The sequence below is a fragment of the Tepidimonas sp. HKU78 genome, from assembly GCF_049860815.1.
Lineage (GTDB): Bacteria > Pseudomonadota > Gammaproteobacteria > Burkholderiales > Burkholderiaceae_C > Tepidimonas.
The window spans coordinates 850,592-874,891 of record NZ_CP187547.1 but is presented as its reverse complement, the minus strand read 5'-3'; the positions used below and the strand labels follow the sequence as shown (position 1 = coordinate 874,891).

The following is a 24,300-nucleotide window of genomic DNA, read 5'->3' as shown; positions in this document are numbered from 1 at the left end:
CTGCAGCCAGACCACGCCCGCTCGACCAGCGGGTCTGACAGCCCTCTGTCAGCGCTGTCATGACAAATCGCGTGCCGTTGGTCGAGGGTGGCGCCGGAATGATCACAAGCGACTGATTTACAAGAATTTTTAACCGTTGGCACAGACCGGCACGCCTTTTGCGTTCGTGTCATGCAAGGTGGTGTAGTCAGCTACAGCACCAGCTTTCGGTCAAGGAGCATCCATGGACATGATCGGCCTTTATCCCACGTGGTTCGAGCCAGGGCTGGGCAGCGGTTGGATCGTCGGCATCATCGCCACCGCGCACGTGTTGTTCTCACACACATCGGTTGGCGCCGCGATCTTTTTCGCCTGACTGGCCAACTACGCCTATCGGCACGACAAGCCGCAGTATCTGGAGTTTGTCCGACGCTACGGCTTGTTCCTGCTGGTCTTTAGCTACGTGCTGGGCTCCATCACCCGGCCTGGCATCTGGTACTCCACCACCGTGGCGAGCCCGCGTGGCATCTCGGCCCTGATCCACACATTCGTCTGGATGTGGGCCACCGAGTGGGTGGTCTTCGTCATCGAGGTGGTGGGCGTGTACATGCTGGTCTACCTCGTGGGTCGCGTGGATTGCCAAACCCACACCCGCATCGCGTTGGTGTTCGGCCTGGCGTCTTACACCACGATGCTCATCATCGTGGGCATCCTCAGCTCCATGATGTGGCCGGGCAAGGCCGAATGGGCCACAACCGGCGGTGTGCTCAACGCCTTTTACGGTGGCAACACGTTCGCACAGCTGGGCATGCGAGCTCCCTTCATGTTCGCAATCACCGCGGTGGTGGACGGCATCGTGACGGCGCGCTTCGAGGATGCGCAGCTCAAGCGTGACATCGCCCGCAAACTCTCGGTGCTCGGCATCGTGGCGACGCTGGCCGGCGCAGCCATGCTGCAGTGGTACCTGGCCACGCTGCCCGAGTCGGCCGGGGTGGTGCTGGAAAACCGCCTGCCGGAACACTTTCCGCTGGCCATGGCGGTGGCCGTGGGCGCGGCGCTCGTGTACTTCTTGGTGACGTATGTGCAGCCCCGCGCGCTGGTGTCGTCGGTCGCCGCGGCCATGACGGTGGTCATCCTGGTGGCGGGCTTGTGGCCCGAAGAAGTCGCGCGCGAATCGTTGCGCAAACCTTGGGTGGCCGGCCAGTATGTGTACTCCAACCAGGTGGTGGGCGCGGATGTGCCCAGCGTGGGCGTGCGCTCGGAAATCCCCACCATCGAGGCGCACGGTTTTCTCAAGACGCACATCTTCGTGCCCGAGAAACTGCGCACCATCGACGACGGCAACCGGGTGGAAGCGGGTCGCCTGTTGGCACTGACGACCTGCGCCAACTGCCATTCGCTGACCGCTACCGGGATGCGCCCATTGCAGCGCTACTTCGGGCCCGGCCACAGCGAGCGCGACGTGGCCGAGTATCTGCAAGCCGCGCTGGCGGGCGGCAACACGCTGTACATGCCGCAAATCCCGCTCAACGACGACCAAGCGCGCGCCCTGGCCGCTTGGATTCTGAGCACGATGTCCGGACAGGGCGCTGCGCAGGCCGCAGCCCAACCCACGATCCGCACGGAGTGACGCCATGACACCCGAAATGCTATATGCCCTTCGTGACCAAGCGGGCGTTCCCGCGCACCCACTGATCTTTCTGGTGCTGGGGGTGCTGACCTTTGCGCTGCACATGGTGGCCGTACAAGTGATGTTGGGCGCCAGTGCGCTGACGCTGCGCGGTGCGATCAGTACCGATGCCTCTTGGCGCCGCCTGGCCGCCGCCATGTTGACTACCGCCAAGATCGCTGTGTCGGTGGCCATCGTGCTGGGCGTGGCGCCACTGCTGTTCGTGCAGGTCATCTACGACCCGTTCTGGTACACCTCCAACGTGCTGTCGGCCTGGTGGGTGATGGGCTTCATCGGCTTGCTCATCGTGGGCTACATCGCGATGTACGCTTTCTATTGGAAGAACCCCGATCTGGCGCAGATGGGGGGGCGCTCGACGGGATGGATGGTGCTGTCGGTGCTGGCGCTGCTGGGGGTGGGCTTCATCGTGCACAGCCTGACGTACCAGGCGCTGTTTCCCCAGCAATGGATGACGTGGTACGCCCCCGGAGGCACGGTGGATCCGAGCGGGCGTTCGTTGCACCTGTGGCACCTGCCGCGCTTTGGCTTCTTCATCGCGCTGTCCGCACCGGTGGCGGGGGCGTGGCTGCTGGCCTATCGTCGCTACCTGCAAGGCGCGCAGGAGCCAGATACGGGCTACCTCGCGTTCCTGCTTCAGCTGGGGCAGCGCATGATGCGGGTCGGTGCTGCCGTTGCGGGTGCGCTGGGAGCGCTGTGGATGGCGACGCTGCCCCCGGAGATGGCGTGGTTTGCCACGTCGCCGTGGATGGGCGTCGGCGCACTGGCCGTGCTGGCGTTGCTGCTGCTGCCAACGCTGCTGCGTACGCAGCTCGACGGTGGCTGGAGGGGTTACACCGCGTTCGGGGTGGCGACCCTGGCCCTGATCGCGCTGGCCAGCGCGCGCGAAGCGCTGTGCTACTTCACGCTCACCGGTGCCCATGGCTACGACGCGCTGGACTACCGCGTGCAAATGGACTGGTACAGCACAGTGCTGTTCTTCTTCACCTTCGCCGCATTGGGCGGGGCCGCGCTGGGTTATTTCCTGACCGTGGCCTGGCAGGCCGGGCAGCACCGCGGGCCCCAACCGTACACGCCCCCTGCCGCCGTCACGCGTCTGGGTACCTGGACCATCGGCCTGCTGGTCGCGTGGACGCTGGCCTATTTCGGCGTGGGCTTGTGGGTGTGGCTGCGCTGATCCTGACGGAGGTAGACAGATGAATACGCCCCTCAATACCAGTCAACGCGCCCGCCGCTTGGAAGCCATCGCGGTCGCACTCGGGATCGTGGTCGTGACCGCCGGCGCAGGCGGAGTCTCGCTCATCGCTCGCGCGACCGCCACCGCGGCCTCCGCGGCAGAGCTGTCCGCGCAGGCTACCGCCGCGGGCGCTTCCCCCGCTGCGGCGACCAATACGGGTAGCACCCCAGTCGCTCCTCCCGAGCCGTCACCCGCACTCAACCCCCAGCCGGTGCCGGCCGACGTCATGGCCCACACCTGTGCGGCCTGCCATGGCACCCACGGCCAGCTGGGGGACGAGTATTTCAAACCACTGGCGGGCATGCCGGTGGAGCAATTCGTGCGCACCATGATCGATTTTCGCGAGGGTCGGCGCCCTTCGACCCTGATGGGCCACGTCGCGCGGGGCTTCACCAACGCCGATATCGAGGCGATGGCGCAATGGTTCGCCGCGCAACCACCCGCCCCCTTGGCCGCGCGCGCCGACAAAGGAGCCGCATCATGAACCATCCCGAATCCCTGTCCAGCCCCCAGCGGCGCGCCTGGCTGGGGCACATGCTGGGCCTGTTGGCCGCGTGCTCGGCACCGAGTCTGGCCTTTGCCCAAGAGCGCGCCCATGTCGTGGTGGTCGGTGGCGGTGTGGGAGGTGCCACCACGGCCAAGTATCTCAAGCTGTTCAACCCCGCGCTGCGCGTCACCCTCATCGAGCGCCACCCCGTCTACATCCGCCCTTACGGATCGTCGGAGGTGCTCAACGGCCACGTCACCATGGCCGACCTGGAGGTCCGCTACGACACGCTGCGCGAGCGCTACGGCATCGAGATCGTCATCGACACCGTCACCGGGCTCGACGCAGCGGCGCGCGTGGTCACCACCGCCGGGCGGCGGCGCATCGGCTACGACCGCCTGGTCGTCTCGCCCGGCATCGAACTGTTGTACGACGCGTACCCGGGCTACTCCGAAGCCGTGGCGCGTACTGCGGTGCCCTCGGGCTGGATCCCGGGCGAGCAGACCGCGCTGCTGGCACGCCAACTGCAAGGCATGCGCCCGGGTGGCGTGTTTGTGCTGGCCGCACCCCCCAACCCCTACCGCTGCCCGCCGGGTCCGTACGAGCGCGCCGCGCTCATGACCGAATGGTTCATGACGCACAACCCCACGGCCAAGGTCATCATCGTCGACCCGAAAGACGCCTTCGTCACCGACGAAACGATGATGTTGGGCTGGAACCGGCTCTACCGCTTCAACCTGCCCGACGATTACGCCAAGCGCATGGCCACCAAGGTGGAAATCCAGCGACACCCCGGCCCCGGCATGCTGACCTGGGTGCGTGGCAAGGAAGGGGGCCGCCCGCTGCGCATCGACGGGCGGCGCATGCGCATCGAAACCGAGGGCGAGACCATCCAGGCCGACGTCATCAATGTCATTCCCCCGATGCGCGCGGGCAAGTTGGCCGCCACGCTGGGCTTGACCGACGGCAGCGGCTTTTGCCCCGTCGATCGGCGCACCTTCGCCTCGACCATGGTGCCGCAGGTGCACGTCATCGGCGACGCCAGCATCGCCGACGCCATGCCCAAGAGCGGCTTTTCGGCCAACACGCAGGCCAAGGTGGTGGCCCGCGCCATCGTCGAGGAGCTGGCCGGCCGCCCCGCCCCCGAGCCGCTGTGGGAAAACACCTGCTACGCCCTGGCCGGCAAAGACTATGGCCTGTTCGTGGCCGATGTGTTCAAGATCGTGGACGGCAAGATCGCCCGCATCAACGGCGCATCGCGCTATCTGCCGCTGGATGCGTCACCGATGCAGATCAAGCTCGGCGCGCGCTACCAGCAGGCGTGGCTGTGCACCTTCACCCAAGACTGCTTTGCCTGATGGAGTCTGCCATGACCACCCGATACATCCGCTCGTGGGTCGGTTTGGCCGCCGATCTGGCCGCTTGGTTGCCCATCGCTGCCCTGGCCAGTGCGCCGGCGCCGGCACCTGCGCCCGCATGGACGCCCGCCAGCCTGCGCGCCGCGCTGGCCGAACTGCCATCCGGGGACACCCAGCGGGGGCGCCGCGTGCACGAGGAGCTGTTTTGCGCCTCCTGTCACGGTGGGCAGGGCCAGGCGCCAACGTTCAACTGGCCGCACACCGCCAGCCAACGCGCCACCTACACCGCCAAGATGCTGCTGGATTACCAGCGCGGCCTGCGCCGGGACAACCGTGGCGCGCAACTGATGCACGACGTGGCGGTGGCCATGACGCCGCAGCAAATCGCCGACGTGGCGGCGTACTACGCCAGCCTGCCCGCCCCGCACGATGCCGTCACGCCGCGCCCCGGCGCGGCCAGTGCCGAAGCGGAACAGGCGGCGCTTCGCTTGGTCACGAAAGGCGACCCCGCGCGCCTAATCACACCGTGCGCGAGCTGTCACGGAGTCAAGGGCCAGGGCGGCAAGTGGGAAGCCCCCGCGCTGGCCGGTCAAAACCCGCTGTACTTCGTGCGCACCATGCTCGACTACCACGGCGGGCAGCGCACCAACGACGCGGCCAAAGGCATGCGGGTGTTCGCACAGCGCCTGACCGCCACCGAAATCGACGCGCTAGCGCGCTACTACGCCGACCTGCCTCGGCAGCGTTGAGGAGACACGCGCGGGGATGCGGCTTAGCTGCAGCCGTTGTGCCGCTTCCACATCTCCTCGTGACCGATGGCCTTGGCAAAGGCTGGCACTTCGCAGCGCTGGCGCTCCGCGGCCGAGGACGCGCCGGGCGTGGGCTGCAAGCCCATCTCCAGCGTGGCCATCTCGTCGAAACCTTGCAGCGGGCCGGTGCGGTCGACCCAGTTTTTGGCGGCGACCGTCAGGCCCGCGAAGGCCACCAGCACCAGCGCCTGGGGCAGCGACAAGCCCCACCCCCGCGCCGAGGCGGGCACTTCGCACACGCCGCCCGGGCATAGCTGAGCCTTTTCGCGGTGGAATACGTTGTAGAGCCGACAGCCCAGGCAAATGCCAAAGGCGGTTTCGAAAAACATCAGCAACAGACAAGCACCGCAGATGAGCATATTGGCCGGCCCCATGTAGCGGTTGAGCACCATGAGGTACAGCATGGCCAGGCCCAATAGCAGCCCCAAACCCCACGCAAACCGTTTTTGCGCCGCGCCCACCCACTCTGGCGTCTGGTGGCGCACGATCCAGCCGCCCACGATCATGCTGGGCGACCAACGCGGACTGAGCACGCGCAGCGTCATGTCCACCAAAAACACCACGATGAACCACCGGGTGTACTGAAAGTTGCCCAGCAGAAACGAGTGCATGAACGACACCACGGCCGGGAAGAACAGCAGCCCGGCCGCAGCGCGCACCTGGCGCTCGTTGACCACGGGCACGGGATAGCCATCGACCACCTCACCAAACGCCAACCAACGGTTGATCGCAACACCCTGCGTTTTGATACGGATGGGGGTTTATAGCGCAATCGCGGGCGTTGTACCATCGGGCCCCGCCCTGAGGTCTATCCGAGCTCATGGTCGATCACGGCCGGTCGCTGCCGCCGGTCGACGCCAAACCCAGTGCCTTGAGTTTGCGGTAGAGCGTGCGCTCGCTCATCCCCAGCTGGCGCGCCAGCTCCGCGCGCGTGCCGCGGTGGCGCTGCACGGCTTCGCGCAGCGCCTGGGCCTCGCGCGTGCGCCAAGCGGTCGCCACGGGCGTGTCACCAGGGGCCACGACATCGGCCGCCGTTGGAGGGGCGAGCACTGGCTCGCGCCGCAGACCGATGCGGCCGGCGTCGATCGCTTCGCGCACGGTGTCGGCATCCAGCACCGGCTGGTCGCTCAGCAAGACGGCCCGCTCTAGCACGTTGCGCAGCTCGCGCACATTGCCGGGATAGTCGTAGGCCATCAGCGCCTGCAACGCCGCCGGAGCCAGCGTGCGCGGGCGCTGGGGATCGATGCGCTGCAGCAAGGCTTCGGCCAGCAGCGGCAGGTCCGCGCGGCGTTCGCGCAGGGGCGGCAAGTGGACCGGGAAGGTCGCGAGCCGGTAATACAAGTCCTCGCGAAACCGCCCTTGTCGCACCATCGAGACCAAATCGCGGTGCGTGGCCGCCACCACGCGAATATCGGCGTGGCGAATCTCGTTGCTGCCCACCCGCCGGTACGTGCCCGCCTCCAGCAGACGCAGCAGCTTGACCTGCATGGACAGCGGAATGTCACCCACCTCATCCAGAAACAGGGTGCCTCCGCTGGCGGCCTCGACCAAACCGGCACGCGCACCGCTGGCACCGGTGAACGCGCCGCGCTCATGCCCAAACAGCTCTGACTCAAACAGGCTCTCGGGGAGACTCGAGCATTCCACGGGCACCAACGCCTTGCCCGCGCGGGGACTGGCTTCATGGATGGCGCGCGCCACCATCTCCTTGCCCGTCCCCGACTCGCCCAGCAGCAGCACACTGGCGCGCGAGGGAGCCACGCGTGCCACCAGCGCCAACATGCGCTGGAACGTGGGCGAACGCCCAATCAAGCCCTGACGATCGGGCCGCCCGTGTGCGCCGGGCAAGGTCTCCATCTTTTCGACGAAGTACGCCGGTGCGCCGCCCTCACCCGGCAATGGCGTGAGCTCGATGTTGACATACTCCTCACCCACCGGCGTGTGATGCAGGTGCAAAACGTGCTCGCGTTGGCCCGACTGGCGCGCACGCGCCAGGGGACAGGTTTCGCCTGCCTGATCGCAGGGCACGGAGAAGTGATGCGACACCTCGTAGCAGCGTCGTCCCACCACACTGTGCTGCGAGCCGAAGGCGCGTCGGTACGCCTCGTTGGCCGCCAAGATGCGGTACTCGGCATCGAACAAGATGTGCGGCTCGGAAAGGTTTTCGAGATACGCCGTCAGTAGGCTCAAAGGTTTCATGACGCGAAGGACTGGCGCCTGGCGGTGACATTGAGCTGCCATTTTCTGTCACACGTGACAGACCCGGTGCGCCCGGGGGGTTTTCTGTGCGAGGGTTTACCCGCGGGCGGAGCCGGTACACCCGCCACGGTGATGGCTGGCACGGTTTTTGTTACGGACCAAGAGGAGAAAACGATCACGGCAGAACCATGAACCCGACACCGACCCTCACGGAGCCAGGCCCTGCCCACTTGGCGCGCGACGTCAATGCGATCCGGTCAACGGCACCCGGCTCGCCGGTGGGGATGCGGCGGCAGGGGGCTGACCATGCTGTTTCGGATCTTGCACGACGAAGCCAGCGGGGTGCTCAGCTACTTGCTGGGCGACGAGGCGACGCGCGAGGCCGTGCTGATCGATCCGCGCAGCAGCGACCGCGTCGTGCTGGACGCCGTGCTGCACGCCGAGCGGCTGAAGTTGCGCTGGATCTTGCGCACCCACGACCACGAGGGCGCGCAACCACACGAAGCGCGCCGCCTGCTGGCGTGGCGGGTACCGCTGGTACAAGGGCGCGAGCGAACCGGGGTGACCGTCCCTAGCGCGACGCCTATCTGGCGCGCATGGCCGCGAAAGTGCGTGGCGTCGGCAGCGCAGGCAACGGCCGCTCGGTCGCTTCGGCCCGGTGAATGATGGCGCCGCCCAGGCACACGTCGCCGTCGTACAGCACGGCACTTTGCCCCGGCGTGACGGCCCATTGCGGCTCGTCGAAGGCCAGGCGCACCCCCTCCGGGGTCAGCGCCAGCTCGCACGCGGCGTCCACTTGGCGGTAGCGCGTCTTGGCACGGTAGCGCCCCGAGGCGGGCGGCTCACCCGCGATCCAGCTCACGTCTTGCGCCAGCAGCCAGCGCGAGAGCAACCACGGGTGGTCGTGCCCCTGCACGGCCCACAGTGTATTCGTGGTGGGCTGCTTGCGCGCGACGAACCACGGCGCATGCTCCCCTGGCCCACGGCCCGCCGCGTCGCCTTTGACCCCGCCGATGCCCAGCCCCTGTCGCTGGCCCAAGGTATAAAAGCTCAGGCCCACATGGCGGCCCACCTCGCGCCCGTGCTCGTCCACGATCGGGCCAGGCGTGGCCGCGAGATAGCGTTGCAGGAAAGCCCGAAACGGCCGCTCGCCGATGAAGCAAATGCCCGTCGAGTCTTTCTTTTTGGCGTTGGGCAAGCCAATGTCGGCGGCGATGCGGCGCACCTCGGTCTTGCGCAATTCGCCCACTGGGAAGACGGTGCGAGCCAGCTGGCTCTGCTCGAGGCGGTGCAGGAAGTAGCTCTGGTCCTTGGTGGGGTCGACACCCTTGAGCAGCTCGTAGCGGCCCGTGGCATCGTTGAAGCGCACGCGCGCGTAGTGGCCGGTGGCGATCTTGTCCGCCCCGAGCCGCATCGCATGGTCCAGAAACGCCTTGAACTTGATCTCGGCGTTGCACAAGATGTCTGGGTTTGGCGTGCGCCCGGCCTCATACTCGCGCAAGAATTCCGCAAAGACGCGGTCCTTGTACTCGGCCGCAAAGTTGACGTGCTCGACGTCGATGCCGATCACATCCGCCACGCTGGCCGCGTCGAGCCAGTCCTGTCGGCTGGAGCAGTACTCGCTGTCGTCGTCATCTTCCCAGTTCTTCATGAAGATGCCGACTACCTCGTGGCCCTGCTGCTTGAGCAAGTAGGCACTGACGGCCGAGTCCACCCCGCCCGAAAGCCCGACGACGATACGTTGCTTGATCATGGCCCGATTATCGGGCCCCAAAGATCAGCCGTTCCCTCCGTGAGGTATTGTCATTGCGAATGATTTGCATTACGATCGGTGGTCGGCTCGTGGTGAGTCGCAAGGAGCCCCCATGGAATGGCAGACTGAACCCCTCGAACCCCTGCTGGCTGGAACGCTGGCCCTGCTCCATTTGCACGCGACGAGCGATCTCGATCGTCCCGTGTGTCCCAGGGCCGCCTTCAAGCTGGCACACAATCTGCACCGGCTGGCCAACCACCCGGCATGGAGCGACGCCATGGCCACGGTGCTGGCACGCCTGTCAGGCGCTTGGCGCGAGCGCGCCCATCAAGCCGCGATCGCGGGCGATGCCGACGGGCCGTCGGGGCGTGATGGCCCCCTGTATCACTGACGTAGCGCAACACCTTGGGAAACGGCGATGGAATGGATGGAAGAATACACAGCGGTCTGCCGCGAGTGGGCACGCGCGCAACGCCTCACCGAAATCTGTCAACGTCAGTGGTTGGCAGAGCGCATGGCTTTGGAGTCGGAATTGCTGCGGCTTCGGGGTGCGCTGCTGGTGTTGCGCACCGCTTGGCTGTGGGGGCTGAAGCCACAAGGGTCCTGCTGGCCGCGCCAACACCATGCCACGAGCGCGGCGCCAACATCTGACCGCACCGACCGTCTATCGGCTACCGCGATCGCACAGCGCGCGCTGTGCCAAGCCGGATGCCAAGGCCACGGCCACACGTGGCTAGGCGATGATGGTCGGTGCCGCCTTCTAGGCACGCCTTGCGACGGAGTCACCGCCAACGCCGCCCTTACGACGGCTCGCCCATGAGGCTTTGCAGGTAGTTGGGCAATCCTACCTTCTCGATCAGCTCGAGCTGGGTTTCCAGGAAATCGATGTGCTCTTCCGTATCTTCGAGAATGCCCTGCAACACATCACGGGAAACGAAGTCACGCGCGGCTTCGCAGGTCGCAATACCATCTTTGATGGTTTGCTGCGCCGCACGCTCCAATGCCAGGTCAGCCTGCAAGATCTCAGGTACGGTCTCACCCACCTGAAGCTTGCCCAAATCCTGCAAATTGGGCAGCCCGTCGAGCATGAAGATGCGCGCCATGAGTCGGTCGGCGTGCTTCATCTCGCCGATCGATTCCGAATACTCTTTCTTGGCCAGCTTGGTCAAGCCCCAGTGGTCGAGCATCCGGTAATGCACGAAATACTGGTTGATGGCGGTCAGTTCGTTTTTGAGCTGGGCTTGCAGTGCAGCCAGTACGTCGGGCGAGCCTTTCACGGGGTTGTGCCTTTCATTGACGGGTAACGGTAACCTGATCATGTTACACGCTCTACACGCTCGGCGCACAGCGTTCGGGAACCTGCACCCTCTCGAGGCTGCCCACCCACGGGCACGTCTGCACCCTCAGAGAGCAACGCCCAGCGCGGCGGGCGCTGCGGCGCCCCCCACGCCAGGCCCGGCGCCGAGTAAGCGCTGCGAACAGCGCGCCTGCGCCCAGATGTCGCGCGCGCACGCTTCGCAGCGCCCGCAACAGGTCGCCACCCCGTGCTCGAATTGCAAATCCTCGAACGCTTGTCCTTGCCGTGCGGCGGCACGGATGGTGCGGTCGCTGACGCGATGACAGATGCAGACAATCATGGCCAACGGTGCAAAGTGGTCGTTACGTCAATGATACTGATTCCCATTTGATGTGTAAAGGGTGGGTGCTCGCGGGCGTTGATAATGGATCCCTGTGCCAACCGCACCCGCTCGGACCCATCAGCCGCCCCCATGGAACTCTCCACCTGGCTCGCCCTCTTCGCCGCCTCCTGGGCCATCAGCCTGTCGCCGGGCGCCGGTGCCGTCGCGGCGATGAGCGCGGGGCTCAATCACGGCTTTCGGCGTGGCTACCTGACCACGATCGGGCTGGTGGCGGGCATCTGGACCCAGCTCGCCGTCGTCGGTGCCGGGCTGGGCGCGGTGGTAGCCGCTTCCAGCACGGCGTTCCAGGTCGTCAAGTGGGTGGGGGTGGCTTATTTGGTATGGCTGGGTGTGCAGCAGTGGCGTGCGCCCGCGCGCCCGTTGACGGCGGCAGCGGGTGCAGCGCCCGTGCGCGCGCGCGACGCCATTGTGCGCGGCTGGATGGTCAACGCCGTCAACCCCAAGGGCACGGTCTTTCTGCTGGCCGTGGTGCCGCAGTTTCTCGACCCCCATGCGCCACTCCTGTGGCAATACGTCATCGTCGGCTTGACGTTGGGCTTTACCGACTTGGTGGTCATGGGCGGCTACACGGCCCTCGCCGCGCGGCTGCTGGCGTCGCTGAAGTCGCCCGCATACATGCGGGCGCTCAACCACGTGTTTGGCTCGCTGTTCGTGGCCGCCGGGGCATGGCTGGCGGCGTTCAAGCGCGGGGTCTGAAAACGCTGGTTGGTTCGCTCAGCCCCGCACCTCGCCCTCGCCGAGCACGACGTATTTGAGCGACGTCAGCCCCGCGACACCCACGGGGCCGCGGGCGTGGAATTTGTCGGTGCTGATGCCGATTTCCGCACCCAGCCCGTACTCGAAGCCGTCGGCAAAGCGGGTGCTGGTGTTGACCATGACGCTGCTGGAGTCCACCTCGCGCAAGAAGCGCTGGGCGTGGCGGTGGTCGGTGGTCAGAATCGCGTCCGTGTGGTGACTGCCGTAGCGGTTGATCCAGTCGATGGCCTCATCCAACCCCGCCACCACTTTGACGCTGATGATGGGGGCGAGGTATTCGGTGGACCAATCTTCCTCGGTGGCATCGACCACATGCGCCCCCGGCACCGCCGCCAGCAGGGCTTTGGCTTCGGGGCAGCACCGCATCTCGACCCCTTTGGCGGCAAAGACGGCACCGATGCGCGGCAAAAACGCCGCCGCCACCCCGCGCGCCACCAGCAGGCTCTCGGTCGCGTTGCACGGGCTGTACTTTTGCGTCTTGGCGTTGTCGGTGACTTTGACCGCGAGGTCGAGATCGCACGGGTCGTCCACGTAGGTGTGGCAGTTGCCGTCTAGGTGCTTGATGACGGGCACCTTGGCCTCGCGGCTGATGCGCTCGATGAGGCCCTTGCCCCCACGCGGGATGATGACGTCCACGTACTGCGGCATGGCGATCAGGTGACCCACGGCCTCGCGGTCGGTGGTGGGCACGAGCTGCACCGCCTCGCTGGGCAGTCCGGCGTCGCGCAGCGCCTGCTGTACCAGAGCTGCCAGCGCCTGGTTGGACGCGATCGCCTCCGACCCCCCGCGCAAAATGCAGGCGTTGCCGCTCTTGATCGACAGCGACGCCGCTTCGATGGTCACGTTGGGGCGGCTCTCGTAGATCATGCCAAAGACGCCGATGGGCACGCGCATCTGCCCAACCCGAATGCCGCTAGGCTGCTGCTGCAGGCCGATGACCTCGCCAATGATGTCGGGCATGGCGGCCAATTGCTCGCAGCCTTGGGCGCAGGTCTCGATGACTTTGGGCGTCAGGCGCAGGCGGTCCACCATCGGTTCGGCCAGGCCGCTGGCGCGGGCGCGCTCGACGTCCTGGGCGTTGGCGGCTTGCAGCGCGTCAACGTTGGCGCGCAACAGCGCCGCCAAACCCCGCAAAGCGGCGTTTTTGTGCGCCGTGCTGGCCCGGGCCATCACGGCCGAAGCGGCGCGGGCCTGCCGGCCCAGCCCTTGCATCAAGTCGGAAACGGACAGCGTGTTCATGAGCGCGATTGTCGCACCACGCCGCGCGTCGCGCCCGCGCCGCCGCACGCCCGTGACGGGGGCGGCGTTGGCGCACAATCACGGGCATCGACCCGCCTCCCAAGCTATGACGACCTACCTCTGGACCCCTCCGCCCGTGGCCGCGCTGGCTGTGCAGGGCAACGCTGCGCGCCTGCCGGTCAACCGCCTGTTCTTCGTCGGGCGTAACTACCACGCCCACGCCCGCGAGATGGGCGTGACCATCGACAAGACCACGGCGCGACCGTTTTATTTCACCAAATCGCCCGCGCACCTGCTGGCGTCGGGGGCGGTGTTGCCCTACCCGCCACAGACGCACGACTTCCACCACGAGGTCGAACTGGTAGCGGTGTTGGGCCGTGGCGGGTTCGGCGTCGCCGCCGAGCAAGCGCACGAGTTGATCTACGGCTATGCCGTGGGGCTGGACATGACGCGTCGCGACGTGCAGCAGCGCCTGCGCGACAAAAGCCACCCCTGGTGCCTGGGCAAGGACGTGGAGGGCAGCGCCGTCTGCGGCGCGGTACGGCCGATGCCGGGCACCGTGCTGACGGGCGGCGAGATCGCGCTCGAGGTCAACGGCGTCGTGCGCCAGCGCGCCGACCTGGGCGATCTGATCTGGAACCTGCGCGAGCTGATCGCGGACCTGTCGCAGTTCTACCACCTGCAACCCGGGGACGTGATCTACACCGGCACACCGGAAGGCGTGGGCCCGGTGCAGCCCGGCGACCGGCTGCACGGCCGCGTGCAGGGGGTGGGCGAGGTGGCGCTGACCCTCGGCCCGGTGCGCCAGCCCACCGGGGTCGACCCGGCCCCACGCGCGGCGTCGGCGGTCCTGCCCGGTCGCCTCGCGGCGCTCGATTACCTGGGTCGTATGCTGTCGCTGGCGGAGCGGCGCGGCAGCACCGTCACGGTGATGGTGGTCGCTATCGATGACGTGGCGGGCGACCGTACCCATGACGCGACCGACGCCGAGCGGCTGATCGCCCAGCGGCTGGCGTCGCGCCTGCGCACCCACGAATTGCTCGCCCACTGGGAGCCGGGGCAGTTCCTCGTCGTGCTGCCGGACGCGGACACCGCCAGCGCGCTGGTGCTGGCCAGTGACCTGCGCCAGTGCGCCGCTGCAGCCGAGGCGACCGGGCCATCGCCGCAGCCGCGCAGCGTGAGCATCGGGCTGCACAGCCGTCGCCCCACCCCGGACCAAGACCTGCGTGAACTGGCCGCCGAGATGGTGGTCGCGGCGCAGCGCGTGCTGGAGGTCACTCAGGCCAACGGCCCCGGGCGCATCGAAATCGAACCTTGAGCCGCCGCTTCAGCGCAGGGCCGCGGCCCACTGCACCAGCGCATCCAGCGCGGCGCGGCCGGCGCGCGCATTGGGGTGGTTGACGATGGCGACCAGCACGCGGCGCTGACCGTCGGCCCCGTGCACATACCCAGCGAGCGCCTGCACGTCGGCCAGACTGCCGGTTTTCAGGTGCGCCACGCCGCGGCCCATGGCGCTGCGCCGCAGCGTGCCATCCACGCCCGCGATGGGCAGGGACGCCATCAGCTCGGGCATCCAGGGGCTGGCGTACACCCACTGCAGCAGTCGCGCCAGCGCCAACGCCGTGGCGCGCGCCTCGCGGCTCAGGCCCGCCCCGTTGTCGATCTGGGGCGGCGGCACATCGGGGCCGATACGGGTGCGCCACCAGTCGCGCAGCACGGAGCGGGCGGCCTCGAACGTGGCGGGCGCGGTCGGCCCTTGGGCATTCGCCCCCTCAGGCCCCACTCCCTGGGTGGCCGTCGCGGCGGCCAGCGTCAGCAGCAACTGCTGCGCCATCACGTTGTTGCTGAACTTGTTGATATCACGCACCACATCGGCGAGCGGCTGCGATTCGAACACCAGGCGCGGCGTCAACCCAGCGGGAACCGTGCCCTCACGCACGCGCCCCTCCAGCCCACCCCCCAATTGGGCCCACATGCCCGCCACGGCACGCGCGGCAAAGCGCTCCGGCTCGGGGTGGGCGAGCGGCCAGATGCGCTCGCCGCAAGCCAGCGGGTAACGCCCCGCGAAGCGCGGACGGCGCGCGTCGGACCAATCCGCCTGCAATGCTGCGCGCCAGTCACCGCACGGCCCATCGGCCAACGGCACCGTGCCCGGCACGGTCACCTCGGCCAAGGGGGGATCGGCCTGCACGCGCGCCACGCCCGCGGCCGCATCGGGCACGAAGGTCCACACCTGCGTCCGAAAATTGACCAGCAGCGCGTCCGGCGCGGCGTTGTAGGGGCGCAGCGGCTCGCCGTCGAACGCGGCTGGGTCGTGCGGCGGCAGCGCGAACGCGCTGCGATCCAGCACGATGTCGCCGCCGATGTGCCGAATCCCCAACCCCTGCACCCGCCGCAGCAGCAGCCACAGGCGCTCCGTCACCAGCTTGGGGTCACCCTCGCCGCGCAGATACAGCGATCCCGCCAATACCCCGTCGCGCACCGGCCCGTCGGTATAGACCGCCGTGCGCCAGGTGTATGCGGGCCCCAGCCAATCGAGTGCTGCAGCGGTGGTCACCAGCTTCATGACCGAGGCGGGGTTCATCGGCGCCTCGGCTCGGTGCGCGAGGTACGTCTTCCCTCCCGGCACCGCATCGGCCACCACGACCGCCAGCGCCGCCGGCGGCACCCCGGCGCGCTCGAGCGCCTGCTGGACGGCGGGGGGCAGGACTTGGGCCGCGGCTTGCACGCCTGCTGCGGCCAGCAGTAGTGCCCCCGCAGCGCGCACGCGGCAGCCCGAACCCAGACATGACCATCGATACCGATCGAACACCACGCCCCAGAAACGCATCCCCGCTTCCTCTCAAAAAGGCCGGCACCGCGCCGCCGCCGACCGGCTACTGAGTGTACGGACAGAACCGCGGCCTGCGCTGCGGGCCGCGACCCACGGATAATTCCCCACCATGAATGGCAGCAGACCCCTATCCCCGCCGGCGCTGGCCCGCTGGCTGGCGGTGGATACCAGCACGGACCGGCTCAGCGTCGCCGTGGGCGCGGCGGGTGCCGCCGCGCCACTCGCGCAGCACGACGGCCCCGGGGGGCCCCAGGCGTCGGTGGCGCTGCTGCCTGCCATCCGTGCCCTGCTGCAGACCGTGGGCTGGACGCTGGCCTCCTTGGATGGCATCGCCTTTGGCCGCGGGCCGGGGTCGTTCACCGGGCTGCGCACCGCCTGCGCGGTGGTGCAGGGGTTGGCGGTGGCCGCGCGGCCCGGGGGCATCCCGGTGTTGCCCCTCGACACCCTGCTGGCCGTGGCCGAAGCCGCGCGCCACGACCACGCGCCGGATGCGCGCGCACTGCGCGTGGTGGCTGCGCTCGACGCTCGCATGGGCGAGGTTTACGCGGCGGTCTATGACTGGCACGCCGAGCGGGGGTGGACGACGGTGGCACCCGCGCACCTGACACCCCCGGAGGATGTCTCCTGGGCCGCGGACGCAACATCCCCGGTGCTGCTGGCAGGCAACGTGCGCCCGGTCTATGGCGAGCGGCTGCCTACGGCCTGGCAGCACCGGGGCGTGCCGGCCCACCCCAGCGCGGCGGCCTTGCTGCGCCTGGCGGCCGCGGGCGTGGCGGCCGGCCAGTGTGTACCGGCGGCGGCGGCGCAACCCCTGTACGTGCGCGACAAGGTGGCGCTGACCACCACCGAACAAGCCGCGCTGCGAGCGCAGCGCGCCAGCGCATGAGTGCCCCTTCGTCGCCCCCCGTGGTGGGCACACCCGCCCAGCGGGCCGAACGCGCGGTCTGGCGCGCCATGACGCTCGCCGACATCCCGCTGCTGGCGGAGGTGGCCAAGACCGCCCACGCCCACCCGTGGCGGGCACGGCACTTCGAAGACTCGCTGGCCACCGGCCACTGGTGCCGTGTGCTGACGTTGCCCCCAGACCCGACAACCGACCCGCCCCAGTGGGTGCACGCGCCGCGTACCGCGCAGGGGCACTGGCTGCTGGGCAGCCTGGTGGCCATGCGCGGCGTGGACGAAGCGCACCTGCTCGACGTCACCGTCACGCCCGCCCACCAACGCCATGGCTGGGGCCGCTGGATGCTGCAGGCGCTCATCGGCTGGGCACGCGAGCAGGGGGCCGCCTGTGTGTGGCTGGAGGTGCGCGCGAGCAATACGCCCGCGCGCACCCTCTATACCGCCATGGGCTGGCAAGCGGTGGGCGTGCGCCGGGGGTACTATCCGGATGGCGCGCACCGGCGCGAGGATGCCATCGTGATGCGGCTGGACCTGCTGCCCCCACCCCCGACGGAGGCCCATTGATGGCCACCACGCTACCCCGCGCCTTGCCGCACCTAGATGAGCGCCAGACCGCCATGCTGGCCGAGATGGGCATCGCCCCGTGGTGGGCACCGCGTGCGCTGCTGCCGCAGCCACGCGTGGCGACGGCAGCGGCCGAACGCGCACCCGAACCACCCGTGCTACCGCGCCCGCCCGCGGCAACGCCTGCCACCCCCCCCGCCGTTCCCCCGACGTCCCCGAACAGGCCGACCGTGGCGCCGCCACCGATGGCCACCGCCGCCCCTATCCGCCCCCACGCCGCCGCCGCTGCGTTGGACATCGACGCCCTGGACTGGGACGCGCTGCACGCCGCCATCCACGCCTGCCAGCGTTGCGCGCTGGCGGGTTGCCGCCAGCGGGGGGTGCCCGGCGTGGGAGACCGGCGGCCGGACTGGCTGATCGTGGGCGAAGCCCCGGGCGAAGAGGAGGACCGCCAAGGCGAACCGTTCGTCGGCCGGGCCGGGCAATTGCTCGACCGCATGCTCGCCGCCATGGGGCTGCGGCGCGGGCAGGGGGTCTATATCGCCAACGTCATCAAATGCCGACCGCCGCGCAACCGCAACCCCGAGCCCGACGAGATCGCGCGCTGCACGCCCTATCTGTTGCGCCAGATTGCGCTGCTGCAGCCGCGCCTCGTGCTGGCCATGGGCCGGTTTGCGGCGCAAACCTTGCTGGCCGAGGGCGGCTGCGACAGCCCCGACACCCTGCTGCGCACGCCGCTGGGCCGCCTGCGCGGGCGCGTGTACACGGCGCGGCTGGCCGGGCTGGCGCTGCCCGTGGTGGTGACGTACCACCCGGCGTACCTGCTGCGCAACCCCGCCGACAAGGCCAAGGCCTGGGCCGATCTGTGCCTCGCGCTCGACACCGCCGAGGCACTGCCCGCCCCCGGCTGAAGGCTCAAATCCGCCCTTCCTCCACCGCGTGGCAGGCCACGCGCACGCCGCCGAGGGTTTGCATCGCAGGACGCTCGGCGCTGCAGCGAGCGTTGGCGTGTGGGCAGCGCGGATGGAAGGCACAGCCGCTGGGAGGGTTAAGCGGGTTGGGCACCTCGCCTTGCACCGGCGTGCGCGCGCGGCCCGTGTCGTGCAGCTTGGGGATGGCGTCGAGCAACATGCGCGTGTAGGGGTGACGCGGCTGTGTGAACAGCGTGCGCTTGTCCGCCAGCTCCACCAGCCGCCCCAGGTACATCACGCCCACCTGGTCGCTCACGTGCCGCACCACGGCCAGGTTGTGGCTGATGAACAAATAGGTCAGCCCCTGCTGGCGCTGCAGGTCCTTCATGATGTTGAGCACCTGCGCCTGCACCGAGACGTCCAGCGCCGAGGTTGGTTCGTCGCACACCAGAAAATCGGGCCGCGTGGCCAGCGCGCGCGCGATCGAGATGCGCTGGCGCTGCCCACCCGAAAATTGGTGCGGGTACTTGACCATGTCGTGCGGGCTCAAGCCCACCGAGCGCAGCAGCTCGCCCACGCGCTCGCGCAGCGCTTTCGGGTCGCTCAGCAGGCCATGCTCGCGCAGCGGCTCGGCGACGATGTCCTCCACCCGCCAGCGCGGGTTGAGGCTGGCATAGGGGTCTTGAAAGATCATTTGGATGCGCCGCCGCAACAGCCGCCCGGGGGCGCCGCTGCGGTAGGCGGCGTGCGCGTCTTGGCCGTCAAACATAAACCGCCCGCGCGTGGGCGCATACAGCCCCACCAGCAAGCGCGCCACCGTGCTCTTGCCACAGCCGGACTCGCCCACCAGGGCCAGCGTCTGGCCGCGCGCGATCTCGAAGCTCACACCGTCGACGGCGTGCAACAACTGGCGCGGCTTGCGCTCCAGCACGCGGTTGAGCCACGGCGCCGAGACGTCGAACGTGCGCGCCAAATCCTGCGCCACCACCAACGGGGCGCTGGCGGTGGGCGTCACCGCCGGGGCCATCTCCATGACCGGATTGCTCATCGGGACATCTCCTGGGCGGCCGCGGTGGCGGCCACGTCGTGCAGCCAGCACGCGGCGCGGGTGGCACCGGCGGGCATCAGTTCGGGGCGCTGGTCGTGACAGCGCAGCATGGCTTTGTCGCAGCGCGGGTGAAAGGCACAACCGCGCGGGATCTCGGTCAGGCGCGGCATGGCACCGTCGATCTGGTGCAGCCGCTCGCGCTCCACCTCCATGTCGGGGATGCAACTCATCAACCCGGCGGTGTAGGGGTGCGCCGGGCGGTGGATGACCTCGTGCACGGGGCCGATTTCGGCCACGCGGCCGGCGTACATGACGGCCACGCGGTCGCAGGTCTCGGCGATCACGCCCATGTCGTGCGTGACCAGCATGACCGCCGCGCCACGCTGGCGGCAGATGCGCTTGAGCAGCGTGATGATCTGCGCCTGGATGGACACGTCCAACGCCGTGGTCGGCTCATCGGCCACCACCAGTTGCGGCTCGGCCGCCAGCGCCAGCGCGATCACCACCCGCTGGCGCATGCCACCCGAAAACTGGTGCGGGTAGTGGTCGATACGTTCTTCCGCGGCGGGGATGCCGGTGTCGCGCAGCAGCTGGATGGCGCGCTCGCGCGCCTCGGCCGGCGTGACGTCCAGGTGCGTCAGGATCGTCTCGGTGAGTTGGCGGCCGATCGAGTACAGCGGGTTGAGCGAAGTCAGCGGATCTTGGAAAATCGCGCCAATGCGCCGGCCACGGATGCGGCGCATTGGCGCCGGGGGCAGGTTGTCGATGCGCTGGCCCTGCAGGCGGATTTCGCCGCCCGCGATGCGGCCTGGCGGCTCCAACAGGCCAATGATGGCCGCGCCGGTGAGCGACTTGCCCGCGCCCGACTCGCCCACCACGCCCAGGATTTCGCCGGGCGCGATGTCGAACGAGACGCCGTCGAGTGCGCGCAACACGCCGCGGCGGGTGGGAAACTCGACCACCAGGTCTTTGACTTCGAGCAGTTTGTCCATGTCGGTGCTCCGCCGGTTTCAGCGCAGGCGCGGGTTGAGGGCGTCGCGCAGCCAGTCGCCCAGCAGGTTGACCGACAGCGCAATGAGCACCAGCATCACGCCGGGGAAGATGGTGATCCACCACTCACCCGAGAACAGATAGTCATTGCCGATGCGAATGAGGGTGCCCAGCGACGGCGACGTGGGTGGCGCCCCCACGCCCAAAAAGCTCAGCGTCGCCTCGGTGATGATGGCGGTGGCCACCTGGATGGTGGCCAGCACCAGTACCGGCCCGAGCACATTGGGCAGCACGTGGCGGCGCATGATGCGCAGCGGCGCCACGCCGATCACGCGCGCGGCTTGCACGTACTCCTTTTGCCGCTCCACCAGCGTGGAGCCGCGCACCGTGCGTGCGTACTGCACCCAGCCGGTGAGCGTAATGGACAAGATGAGCACGCCGAAGGCCAACGTCTCGTGCGCGTTGGGAAACAGCGCCCGCCCGACACCCGCAATCAGCAGCGCGATCAGGATCGCCGGAAACGACAGCATCACGTCGCACAGGCGCATCAGCACGGCGTCCACCCAGCCGCCCAAAAAGCCAGCCAGCAACCCCAGCGTCACACCCAACAGCACCGACAGCAGCACCGACGCCAGCCCGACGAACAGCGAAATGCGCGCGCCGTAGATGAGCGCCGACAGGATGTCACGGCCCTGGTCGTCGGTGCCGAGCGGAAAGGCCCATTGGCCTTCGGCGTACCACACCGGCGGCAGCCGGGCATTGCTCAGCTCCAGACTGGCCAGATCGAACGGGTTGTGCGGCGCCACCCAGGGCGCGAACAAGGCCGACAGCCCGCACACGAGCGCGATCAGCGCCGCCACGATGGCCGCGGGCGACGTGCGAAAGCTGTAGCCGATGTCGCTGTCCCACCAGCGCATCCACCATGTTTTCATGAGGGGTTCCTTTCGTTTCAGCGATCGCCCGGCGCCGTCAGTGACCACCGGCGCGGTCGACGCGCAGGCGCGGATCGACGGCGAAATACAGCAGATCGACGATGAGGTTGATGACCACGAAGATGAACGCGATCAAACACAGGTAGGCCGCCATCACGGGAATGTCGGCAAACGTGACGGCCTGAATGAACAGCAGCCCCATGCCCGGCCATTGAAACACCGTCTCGGTGATGATGGCGAACGCGATCAGCCCCCCGAGCTGCAAGCCCGTGATCGTCATCACCGGCACCAGCGTGTTCTTGAGCGCGTGGCCGAAGTGCACCGCCCGGTCGCTCAGACCACGCGCGCGCGCGAACTTGATGTAATCGGTGCGCAGCACCTCCAGCATCTCGGCACGCACCAGGCGCATGATGAGGGTGAGCTGGAAGATCGCCAGCGTCACCGCAGGCAGCACCAGGTGGCGCCAGCCCTTGGGCGACAGCAGACCCGTGGTCCAGCCCCCCAGGTCGGTCACCTCGCCGCGCCCGAAGCTGGGCAGCCAGCCCAATTGCACCGAAAAAATCAGGATCAACACGATGCCGATCAGGAACGTGGGCAGCGACACCCCCAGCAGCGAAAAGGTCATGAACACCTGAGCGAGCCACGTGCCGCGCCGCAGCGCGGCATACACCCCCATCGGGATGCCGACCGCCAGGGCCAGCACGGCCGCCACCAGCGCCAGCTCCAGCGTGGCCGGAAAGCGCTCGGCGATCAGACTCGCCACCGGCACCCCCTGGTGGATGCTCATGCCGAAATTACCCTGCAGTGCGTTGAGCACGAACTGCCAAAACTGCACGAAAAAGGGCTGATCGAGCCCCAACTCGGCGCGCACGGCGGCCACCTGCTCTGGCGTGGCGTCCTGCCCCAGCACCTGTAGCACCGGGTCGCCCACGTACTGAAACAGCATGAAGGCCACGAAGGCCACGGCCAACATGACCAGCGCCGCCTGCGCCAGACGTCGCAAAATGAAGGCAAGCATGAAAGCACTCCAGCGGAGGCCCGCCGACGGGCCCCCGCGACTTCACAGAGCGGATTGCGCACCCGGGGCCACCCGCCACTGGCAGCGCGGCCACCGATTGCGCAGCGGGTGATCAGTTGACCTTGAGCACGCGCCAGTCGATGCGGTTGTCGGCGCGATGCACCACGTCGATCGACTTTTTCATCGCCCAGGGGATGATCTGGTTGTGCAGCGGGATGTGCGCCACGTCGTCGTTTTGCAGTTGCAGCGCCTCGGTCAGCAGACGCGGGCGGATGTAGGGATCGGTCTCGGTCTTGGCGCGGTCGATGATCGCGTCCATTTTGGGGTTGCTGTAGCGGCCGACGTTGTAGTTGCCGTCGCCGCCCGGGCCCGGCGTGCGCAGCAGCGACTGCAGGGTGTAGAGCGCATCGAACGTCGGCACGCCCCAACCCAACATGTAGATGCTGGCCTCATAGCGCTGGATCATCGGGAAGTACGTCACCAGCGGCAGCGTGCGCAGCTTGGCCTTGACGCCGATCTTGGCCCACATCGAGGCCACCGCCTGACAGATCTGTTCGTCGTTGATGTAGCGGTTGTTGGGGCAGGCGAAATCGACTTCGAAGCCGTCTTTGTAGCCCGCCTCGGCCAGCAGCCGCTTGGCCGCTTCGACGTCGTAGGGATAGCGCTTGTGCACCGACTCGCTCCAGCCCGCCACCTGCGGCGCCACCAGCGCGCCGGTGGGCTGGCTCAAGCCCCGCATGGTCACGCGGTGGATGGTGTCGATGTCGATGGCTTGGTACAGCGCCTTGCGCACGCGCACGTCCTTCAGCGGGTTTTTGCCCTTGACGTTGCTGCCCGGCAGCTCGTCGCGGTGCTGGTCCATGCCGAAGAAGATGGTGCGGTTTTCCACGCCATCGATGACCTTGAGGTTGGCGTTGTTGCGCAGGCGCGGCAGGTCTTGCGGCGTGGGGTCGAGCACGAAGTCCACCTCACCCGACAGCAGCGCAGCCATGCGCGTGGCGTCGGACTTGATGGGGTTATAGACGATCTGGGTCACATTGGTGTCGAGTTTGCCCCAATAGTTGGGGTTGCGCTCGAGCACCATGCGCTGATCTGGCACCCACTCTTTCAAGATGTAGGGGCCGGTGCCCATGGCGTTGCGGTGCGCGAACGTCTCTTCGTTGCCTTTGATGTCGCGCGGCTCGGTGGCGCGGTTTTTCTCGGCCCAGGCTTTGCTCATGATGCGCAGCTCGGTGAGCTGGTTGAGCAGCACCGGGTTGGGGCCCTTGAGGATGATGTCCACCGTGTTCGCATCGACTTTGACCACCTTGTCGATGCCTTGGGTGTAGATGGCGAAGTTCGACGTCTTGGCCATCGCGCGCTGAATGGAAAACACAACGTCATCCGCGGTCAGCGGCGAGCCGTCGTGAAACTTGACGCCCTTGCGCAGGGAAAAACGCACCTGCGTGGGGCTGATCTCGCGCCACGACTCGGCCAGCACCGGCTCGACCTTGAACGTCTTGCTGTTGTAGTAGACCAGCGACTCGTAAACGGCGGCGTGGATGCCGTTTTGCAGCGCGTTGTTCTGCGAGTGGATATCCCAGGTGGCGATCTCGCCCGCGCTGGACCACTTGAACGGCTTGGCATGCACCAGCGGCATCCCCAGGACGAGCGCCGCCCCGAACGCGATGAGTGTTCGTTTCATTGCGAAACCTTGCAAAAGTTGAACGTGCCGTAACTATGCACGAGTCGTGCCAGCCTCCTGGCCCGGGTTTACCCGTAAACCTGGCCGTCGGGCCCCACCCAGACACCCGATGTCGGTTTGGCGACACTTTCGTGGCACTCCGCATACCGCCGGCGCGCGCACTGCATCCACGACGCGGACCGACATATCCCGTGGTGGCGCGCGGTGCGTTTTTGC

25 protein-coding genes are annotated in these 24,300 nt (G+C 67.9%); 13 read left to right on the top strand and 12 right to left on the bottom strand.

What is annotated here, in order from left to right; translation table 11 throughout:
- Nucleotides 1–223 precede the first annotated feature (223 nt).
- The 6 genes from ACPYIS_RS04270 (at nt 224) to ACPYIS_RS04245 (ending at nt 5,497) form a co-directional block, all read left to right on the top strand.
- Nucleotides 224–355 carry a hypothetical protein gene (locus ACPYIS_RS04270; protein WP_299019487.1) on the top strand — a complete coding sequence of 44 codons (132 nt, stop codon included), beginning with the start codon at nt 224–226 and terminating at the stop codon, nt 353–355.
- 63 nt (nt 356–418) lie between these two features.
- Nucleotides 419–1,609, top strand: coding sequence for a c-type cytochrome (locus ACPYIS_RS04265; protein WP_424859952.1), 1,191 nt, complete (start codon nt 419–421; stop codon nt 1,607–1,609).
- A 4-nt stretch (nt 1,610–1,613) separates the two neighbouring features.
- Nucleotides 1,614–2,843 (top strand): hypothetical protein, encoded by a 1,230-nt coding sequence (locus tag ACPYIS_RS04260; RefSeq protein ID WP_424859953.1) that lies wholly within the window; start codon nt 1,614–1,616, stop codon nt 2,841–2,843.
- A gap of 19 nt (nt 2,844–2,862) precedes the next feature.
- Nucleotides 2,863–3,387 (top strand): c-type cytochrome, encoded by a 525-nt coding sequence (locus ACPYIS_RS04255; protein ID WP_424859954.1) that lies wholly within the window; start codon nt 2,863–2,865, stop codon nt 3,385–3,387.
- On the top strand, nt 3,384–4,748 hold the full coding sequence (locus ACPYIS_RS04250) for an FCSD flavin-binding domain-containing protein (RefSeq protein ID WP_424859955.1): 1,365 nt from the start codon (nt 3,384–3,386) through the stop codon (nt 4,746–4,748). The genes ACPYIS_RS04255 and ACPYIS_RS04250 overlap by 4 nt, the downstream gene beginning before the upstream one ends.
- Nucleotides 4,749–4,759: 11 nt before the next feature.
- Nucleotides 4,760–5,497 carry a c-type cytochrome gene (locus tag ACPYIS_RS04245; RefSeq protein ID WP_424859956.1) on the top strand — a complete coding sequence of 246 codons (738 nt, stop codon included), beginning with the start codon at nt 4,760–4,762 and terminating at the stop codon, nt 5,495–5,497.
- Nucleotides 5,498–5,520: 23 nt separating this feature from the next.
- Here the strand turns inward: ACPYIS_RS04245 and ACPYIS_RS04240 are convergent, their stop codons facing one another.
- Together ACPYIS_RS04240 and ACPYIS_RS04235 are read right to left on the bottom strand one after the other, a co-directional pair.
- The gene (locus tag ACPYIS_RS04240) at nt 5,521–6,273 is read right to left on the bottom strand and encodes a DUF4395 domain-containing protein (protein ID WP_424859957.1); all 753 of its coding nucleotides are present in this window, start codon (nt 6,271–6,273) and stop codon (nt 5,521–5,523) included.
- Between the two features lie 112 nt (nt 6,274–6,385).
- Entirely contained in the window at nt 6,386–7,756 is a 1,371-nt protein-coding gene (locus ACPYIS_RS04235; protein WP_424859958.1) for a sigma-54 interaction domain-containing protein, read from the bottom strand.
- Nucleotides 7,757–8,062: 306 nt separating this feature from the next.
- Between ACPYIS_RS04235 and ACPYIS_RS04230 the strand changes: the two genes are divergently transcribed.
- Nucleotides 8,063–8,422: a hypothetical protein gene (locus ACPYIS_RS04230; RefSeq protein WP_424859959.1), complete on the top strand. Its 360-nt coding sequence runs from the start codon at nt 8,063–8,065 to the stop codon at nt 8,420–8,422.
- Here ACPYIS_RS04230 and mnmA read toward each other — a convergent pair.
- On the bottom strand, nt 8,340–9,509 hold the full coding sequence (gene mnmA / locus ACPYIS_RS04225) for a tRNA 2-thiouridine(34) synthase MnmA (protein ID WP_424859960.1): 1,170 nt from the start codon (nt 9,507–9,509) through the stop codon (nt 8,340–8,342). The genes ACPYIS_RS04230 and mnmA overlap by 83 nt on opposite strands.
- Before the next feature lie 112 nt (nt 9,510–9,621).
- Between mnmA and ACPYIS_RS04220 the strand changes: the two genes are divergently transcribed.
- Nucleotides 9,622–9,900: a hypothetical protein gene (locus tag ACPYIS_RS04220; protein ID WP_299019732.1), complete on the top strand. Its 279-nt coding sequence runs from the start codon at nt 9,622–9,624 to the stop codon at nt 9,898–9,900.
- A gap of 409 nt (nt 9,901–10,309) precedes the next feature.
- Here the strand turns inward: ACPYIS_RS04220 and bfr are convergent, their stop codons facing one another.
- The gene (gene bfr, locus ACPYIS_RS04215) at nt 10,310–10,786 is read right to left on the bottom strand and encodes a bacterioferritin (RefSeq protein WP_299019730.1); all 477 of its coding nucleotides are present in this window, start codon (nt 10,784–10,786) and stop codon (nt 10,310–10,312) included.
- Nucleotides 10,787–10,912: 126 nt separating this feature from the next.
- On the bottom strand, nt 10,913–11,146 hold the full coding sequence (locus ACPYIS_RS04210) for a (2Fe-2S)-binding protein (protein WP_424859961.1): 234 nt from the start codon (nt 11,144–11,146) through the stop codon (nt 10,913–10,915).
- Between the two features lie 132 nt (nt 11,147–11,278).
- Here ACPYIS_RS04210 and ACPYIS_RS04205 point away from each other — a divergent pair, with 132 nt between their 5' ends.
- Nucleotides 11,279–11,905 (top strand): LysE family transporter, encoded by a 627-nt coding sequence (locus ACPYIS_RS04205; protein ID WP_299019726.1) that lies wholly within the window; start codon nt 11,279–11,281, stop codon nt 11,903–11,905.
- 18 nt (nt 11,906–11,923) lie between these two features.
- On the opposite strand, the gene ACPYIS_RS04200 is transcribed toward ACPYIS_RS04205, so the two are convergent.
- Nucleotides 11,924–13,204 (bottom strand): glutamate-5-semialdehyde dehydrogenase, encoded by a 1,281-nt coding sequence (locus ACPYIS_RS04200; RefSeq protein WP_424859962.1) that lies wholly within the window; start codon nt 13,202–13,204, stop codon nt 11,924–11,926.
- Between the two features lie 106 nt (nt 13,205–13,310).
- On the opposite strand from ACPYIS_RS04200, the gene ACPYIS_RS04195 reads away from it, so the two are divergent.
- Entirely contained in the window at nt 13,311–14,522 is a 1,212-nt protein-coding gene (locus ACPYIS_RS04195; protein ID WP_366139700.1) for a fumarylacetoacetate hydrolase family protein, read from the top strand.
- 9 nt (nt 14,523–14,531) lie between these two features.
- On the opposite strand, the gene dacB is transcribed toward ACPYIS_RS04195, so the two are convergent.
- The gene (dacB, locus tag ACPYIS_RS04190; RefSeq protein ID WP_424859963.1) at nt 14,532–16,034 is read right to left on the bottom strand and encodes a D-alanyl-D-alanine carboxypeptidase/D-alanyl-D-alanine endopeptidase; all 1,503 of its coding nucleotides are present in this window, start codon (nt 16,032–16,034) and stop codon (nt 14,532–14,534) included.
- A gap of 112 nt (nt 16,035–16,146) precedes the next feature.
- Here dacB and tsaB point away from each other — a divergent pair, with 112 nt between their 5' ends.
- From tsaB to ACPYIS_RS04175, 3 genes are read left to right on the top strand one after another with little or no spacing between them, the layout of a single operon-like run.
- Entirely contained in the window at nt 16,147–16,923 is a 777-nt protein-coding gene (tsaB, locus tag ACPYIS_RS04185; RefSeq protein ID WP_424859964.1) for a tRNA (adenosine(37)-N6)-threonylcarbamoyltransferase complex dimerization subunit type 1 TsaB, read from the top strand.
- Complete coding sequence (locus ACPYIS_RS04180; RefSeq protein WP_424859965.1) at nt 16,920–17,501, top strand: GNAT family N-acetyltransferase; 582 nt, start codon at nt 16,920–16,922, stop codon at nt 17,499–17,501. The genes tsaB and ACPYIS_RS04180 overlap by 4 nt, the downstream gene beginning before the upstream one ends.
- Nucleotides 17,501–18,412: a uracil-DNA glycosylase gene (locus ACPYIS_RS04175; RefSeq protein WP_424859966.1), complete on the top strand. Its 912-nt coding sequence runs from the start codon at nt 17,501–17,503 to the stop codon at nt 18,410–18,412. Before ACPYIS_RS04180 ends, ACPYIS_RS04175 begins: the two co-directional genes overlap by 1 nt.
- Before the next feature lie 4 nt (nt 18,413–18,416).
- Here ACPYIS_RS04175 and ACPYIS_RS04170 read toward each other — a convergent pair whose 3' ends face one another.
- The 5 genes from ACPYIS_RS04170 to ACPYIS_RS04150 form a co-directional block, all read right to left on the bottom strand.
- The gene (locus ACPYIS_RS04170) at nt 18,417–19,460 is read right to left on the bottom strand and encodes an ABC transporter ATP-binding protein (RefSeq protein ID WP_299019653.1); all 1,044 of its coding nucleotides are present in this window, start codon (nt 19,458–19,460) and stop codon (nt 18,417–18,419) included.
- Nucleotides 19,457–20,452, bottom strand: a complete 996-nt coding sequence (locus ACPYIS_RS04165; RefSeq protein ID WP_299019655.1) for an ABC transporter ATP-binding protein — start codon at nt 20,450–20,452, stop codon at nt 19,457–19,459. The genes ACPYIS_RS04170 and ACPYIS_RS04165 overlap by 4 nt, the downstream gene beginning before the upstream one ends.
- Nucleotides 20,453–20,470: 18 nt before the next feature.
- Nucleotides 20,471–21,382, bottom strand: a complete 912-nt coding sequence (locus ACPYIS_RS04160; RefSeq protein WP_299019657.1) for an ABC transporter permease — start codon at nt 21,380–21,382, stop codon at nt 20,471–20,473.
- Nucleotides 21,383–21,419: 37 nt separating this feature from the next.
- Nucleotides 21,420–22,400: an ABC transporter permease gene (locus ACPYIS_RS04155; protein ID WP_424859967.1), complete on the bottom strand. Its 981-nt coding sequence runs from the start codon at nt 22,398–22,400 to the stop codon at nt 21,420–21,422.
- Between the two features lie 112 nt (nt 22,401–22,512).
- On the bottom strand, nt 22,513–24,084 hold the full coding sequence (locus tag ACPYIS_RS04150; protein ID WP_424859968.1) for an ABC transporter substrate-binding protein: 1,572 nt from the start codon (nt 24,082–24,084) through the stop codon (nt 22,513–22,515).
- Nucleotides 24,085–24,300: the final 216 nt, after the last annotated feature.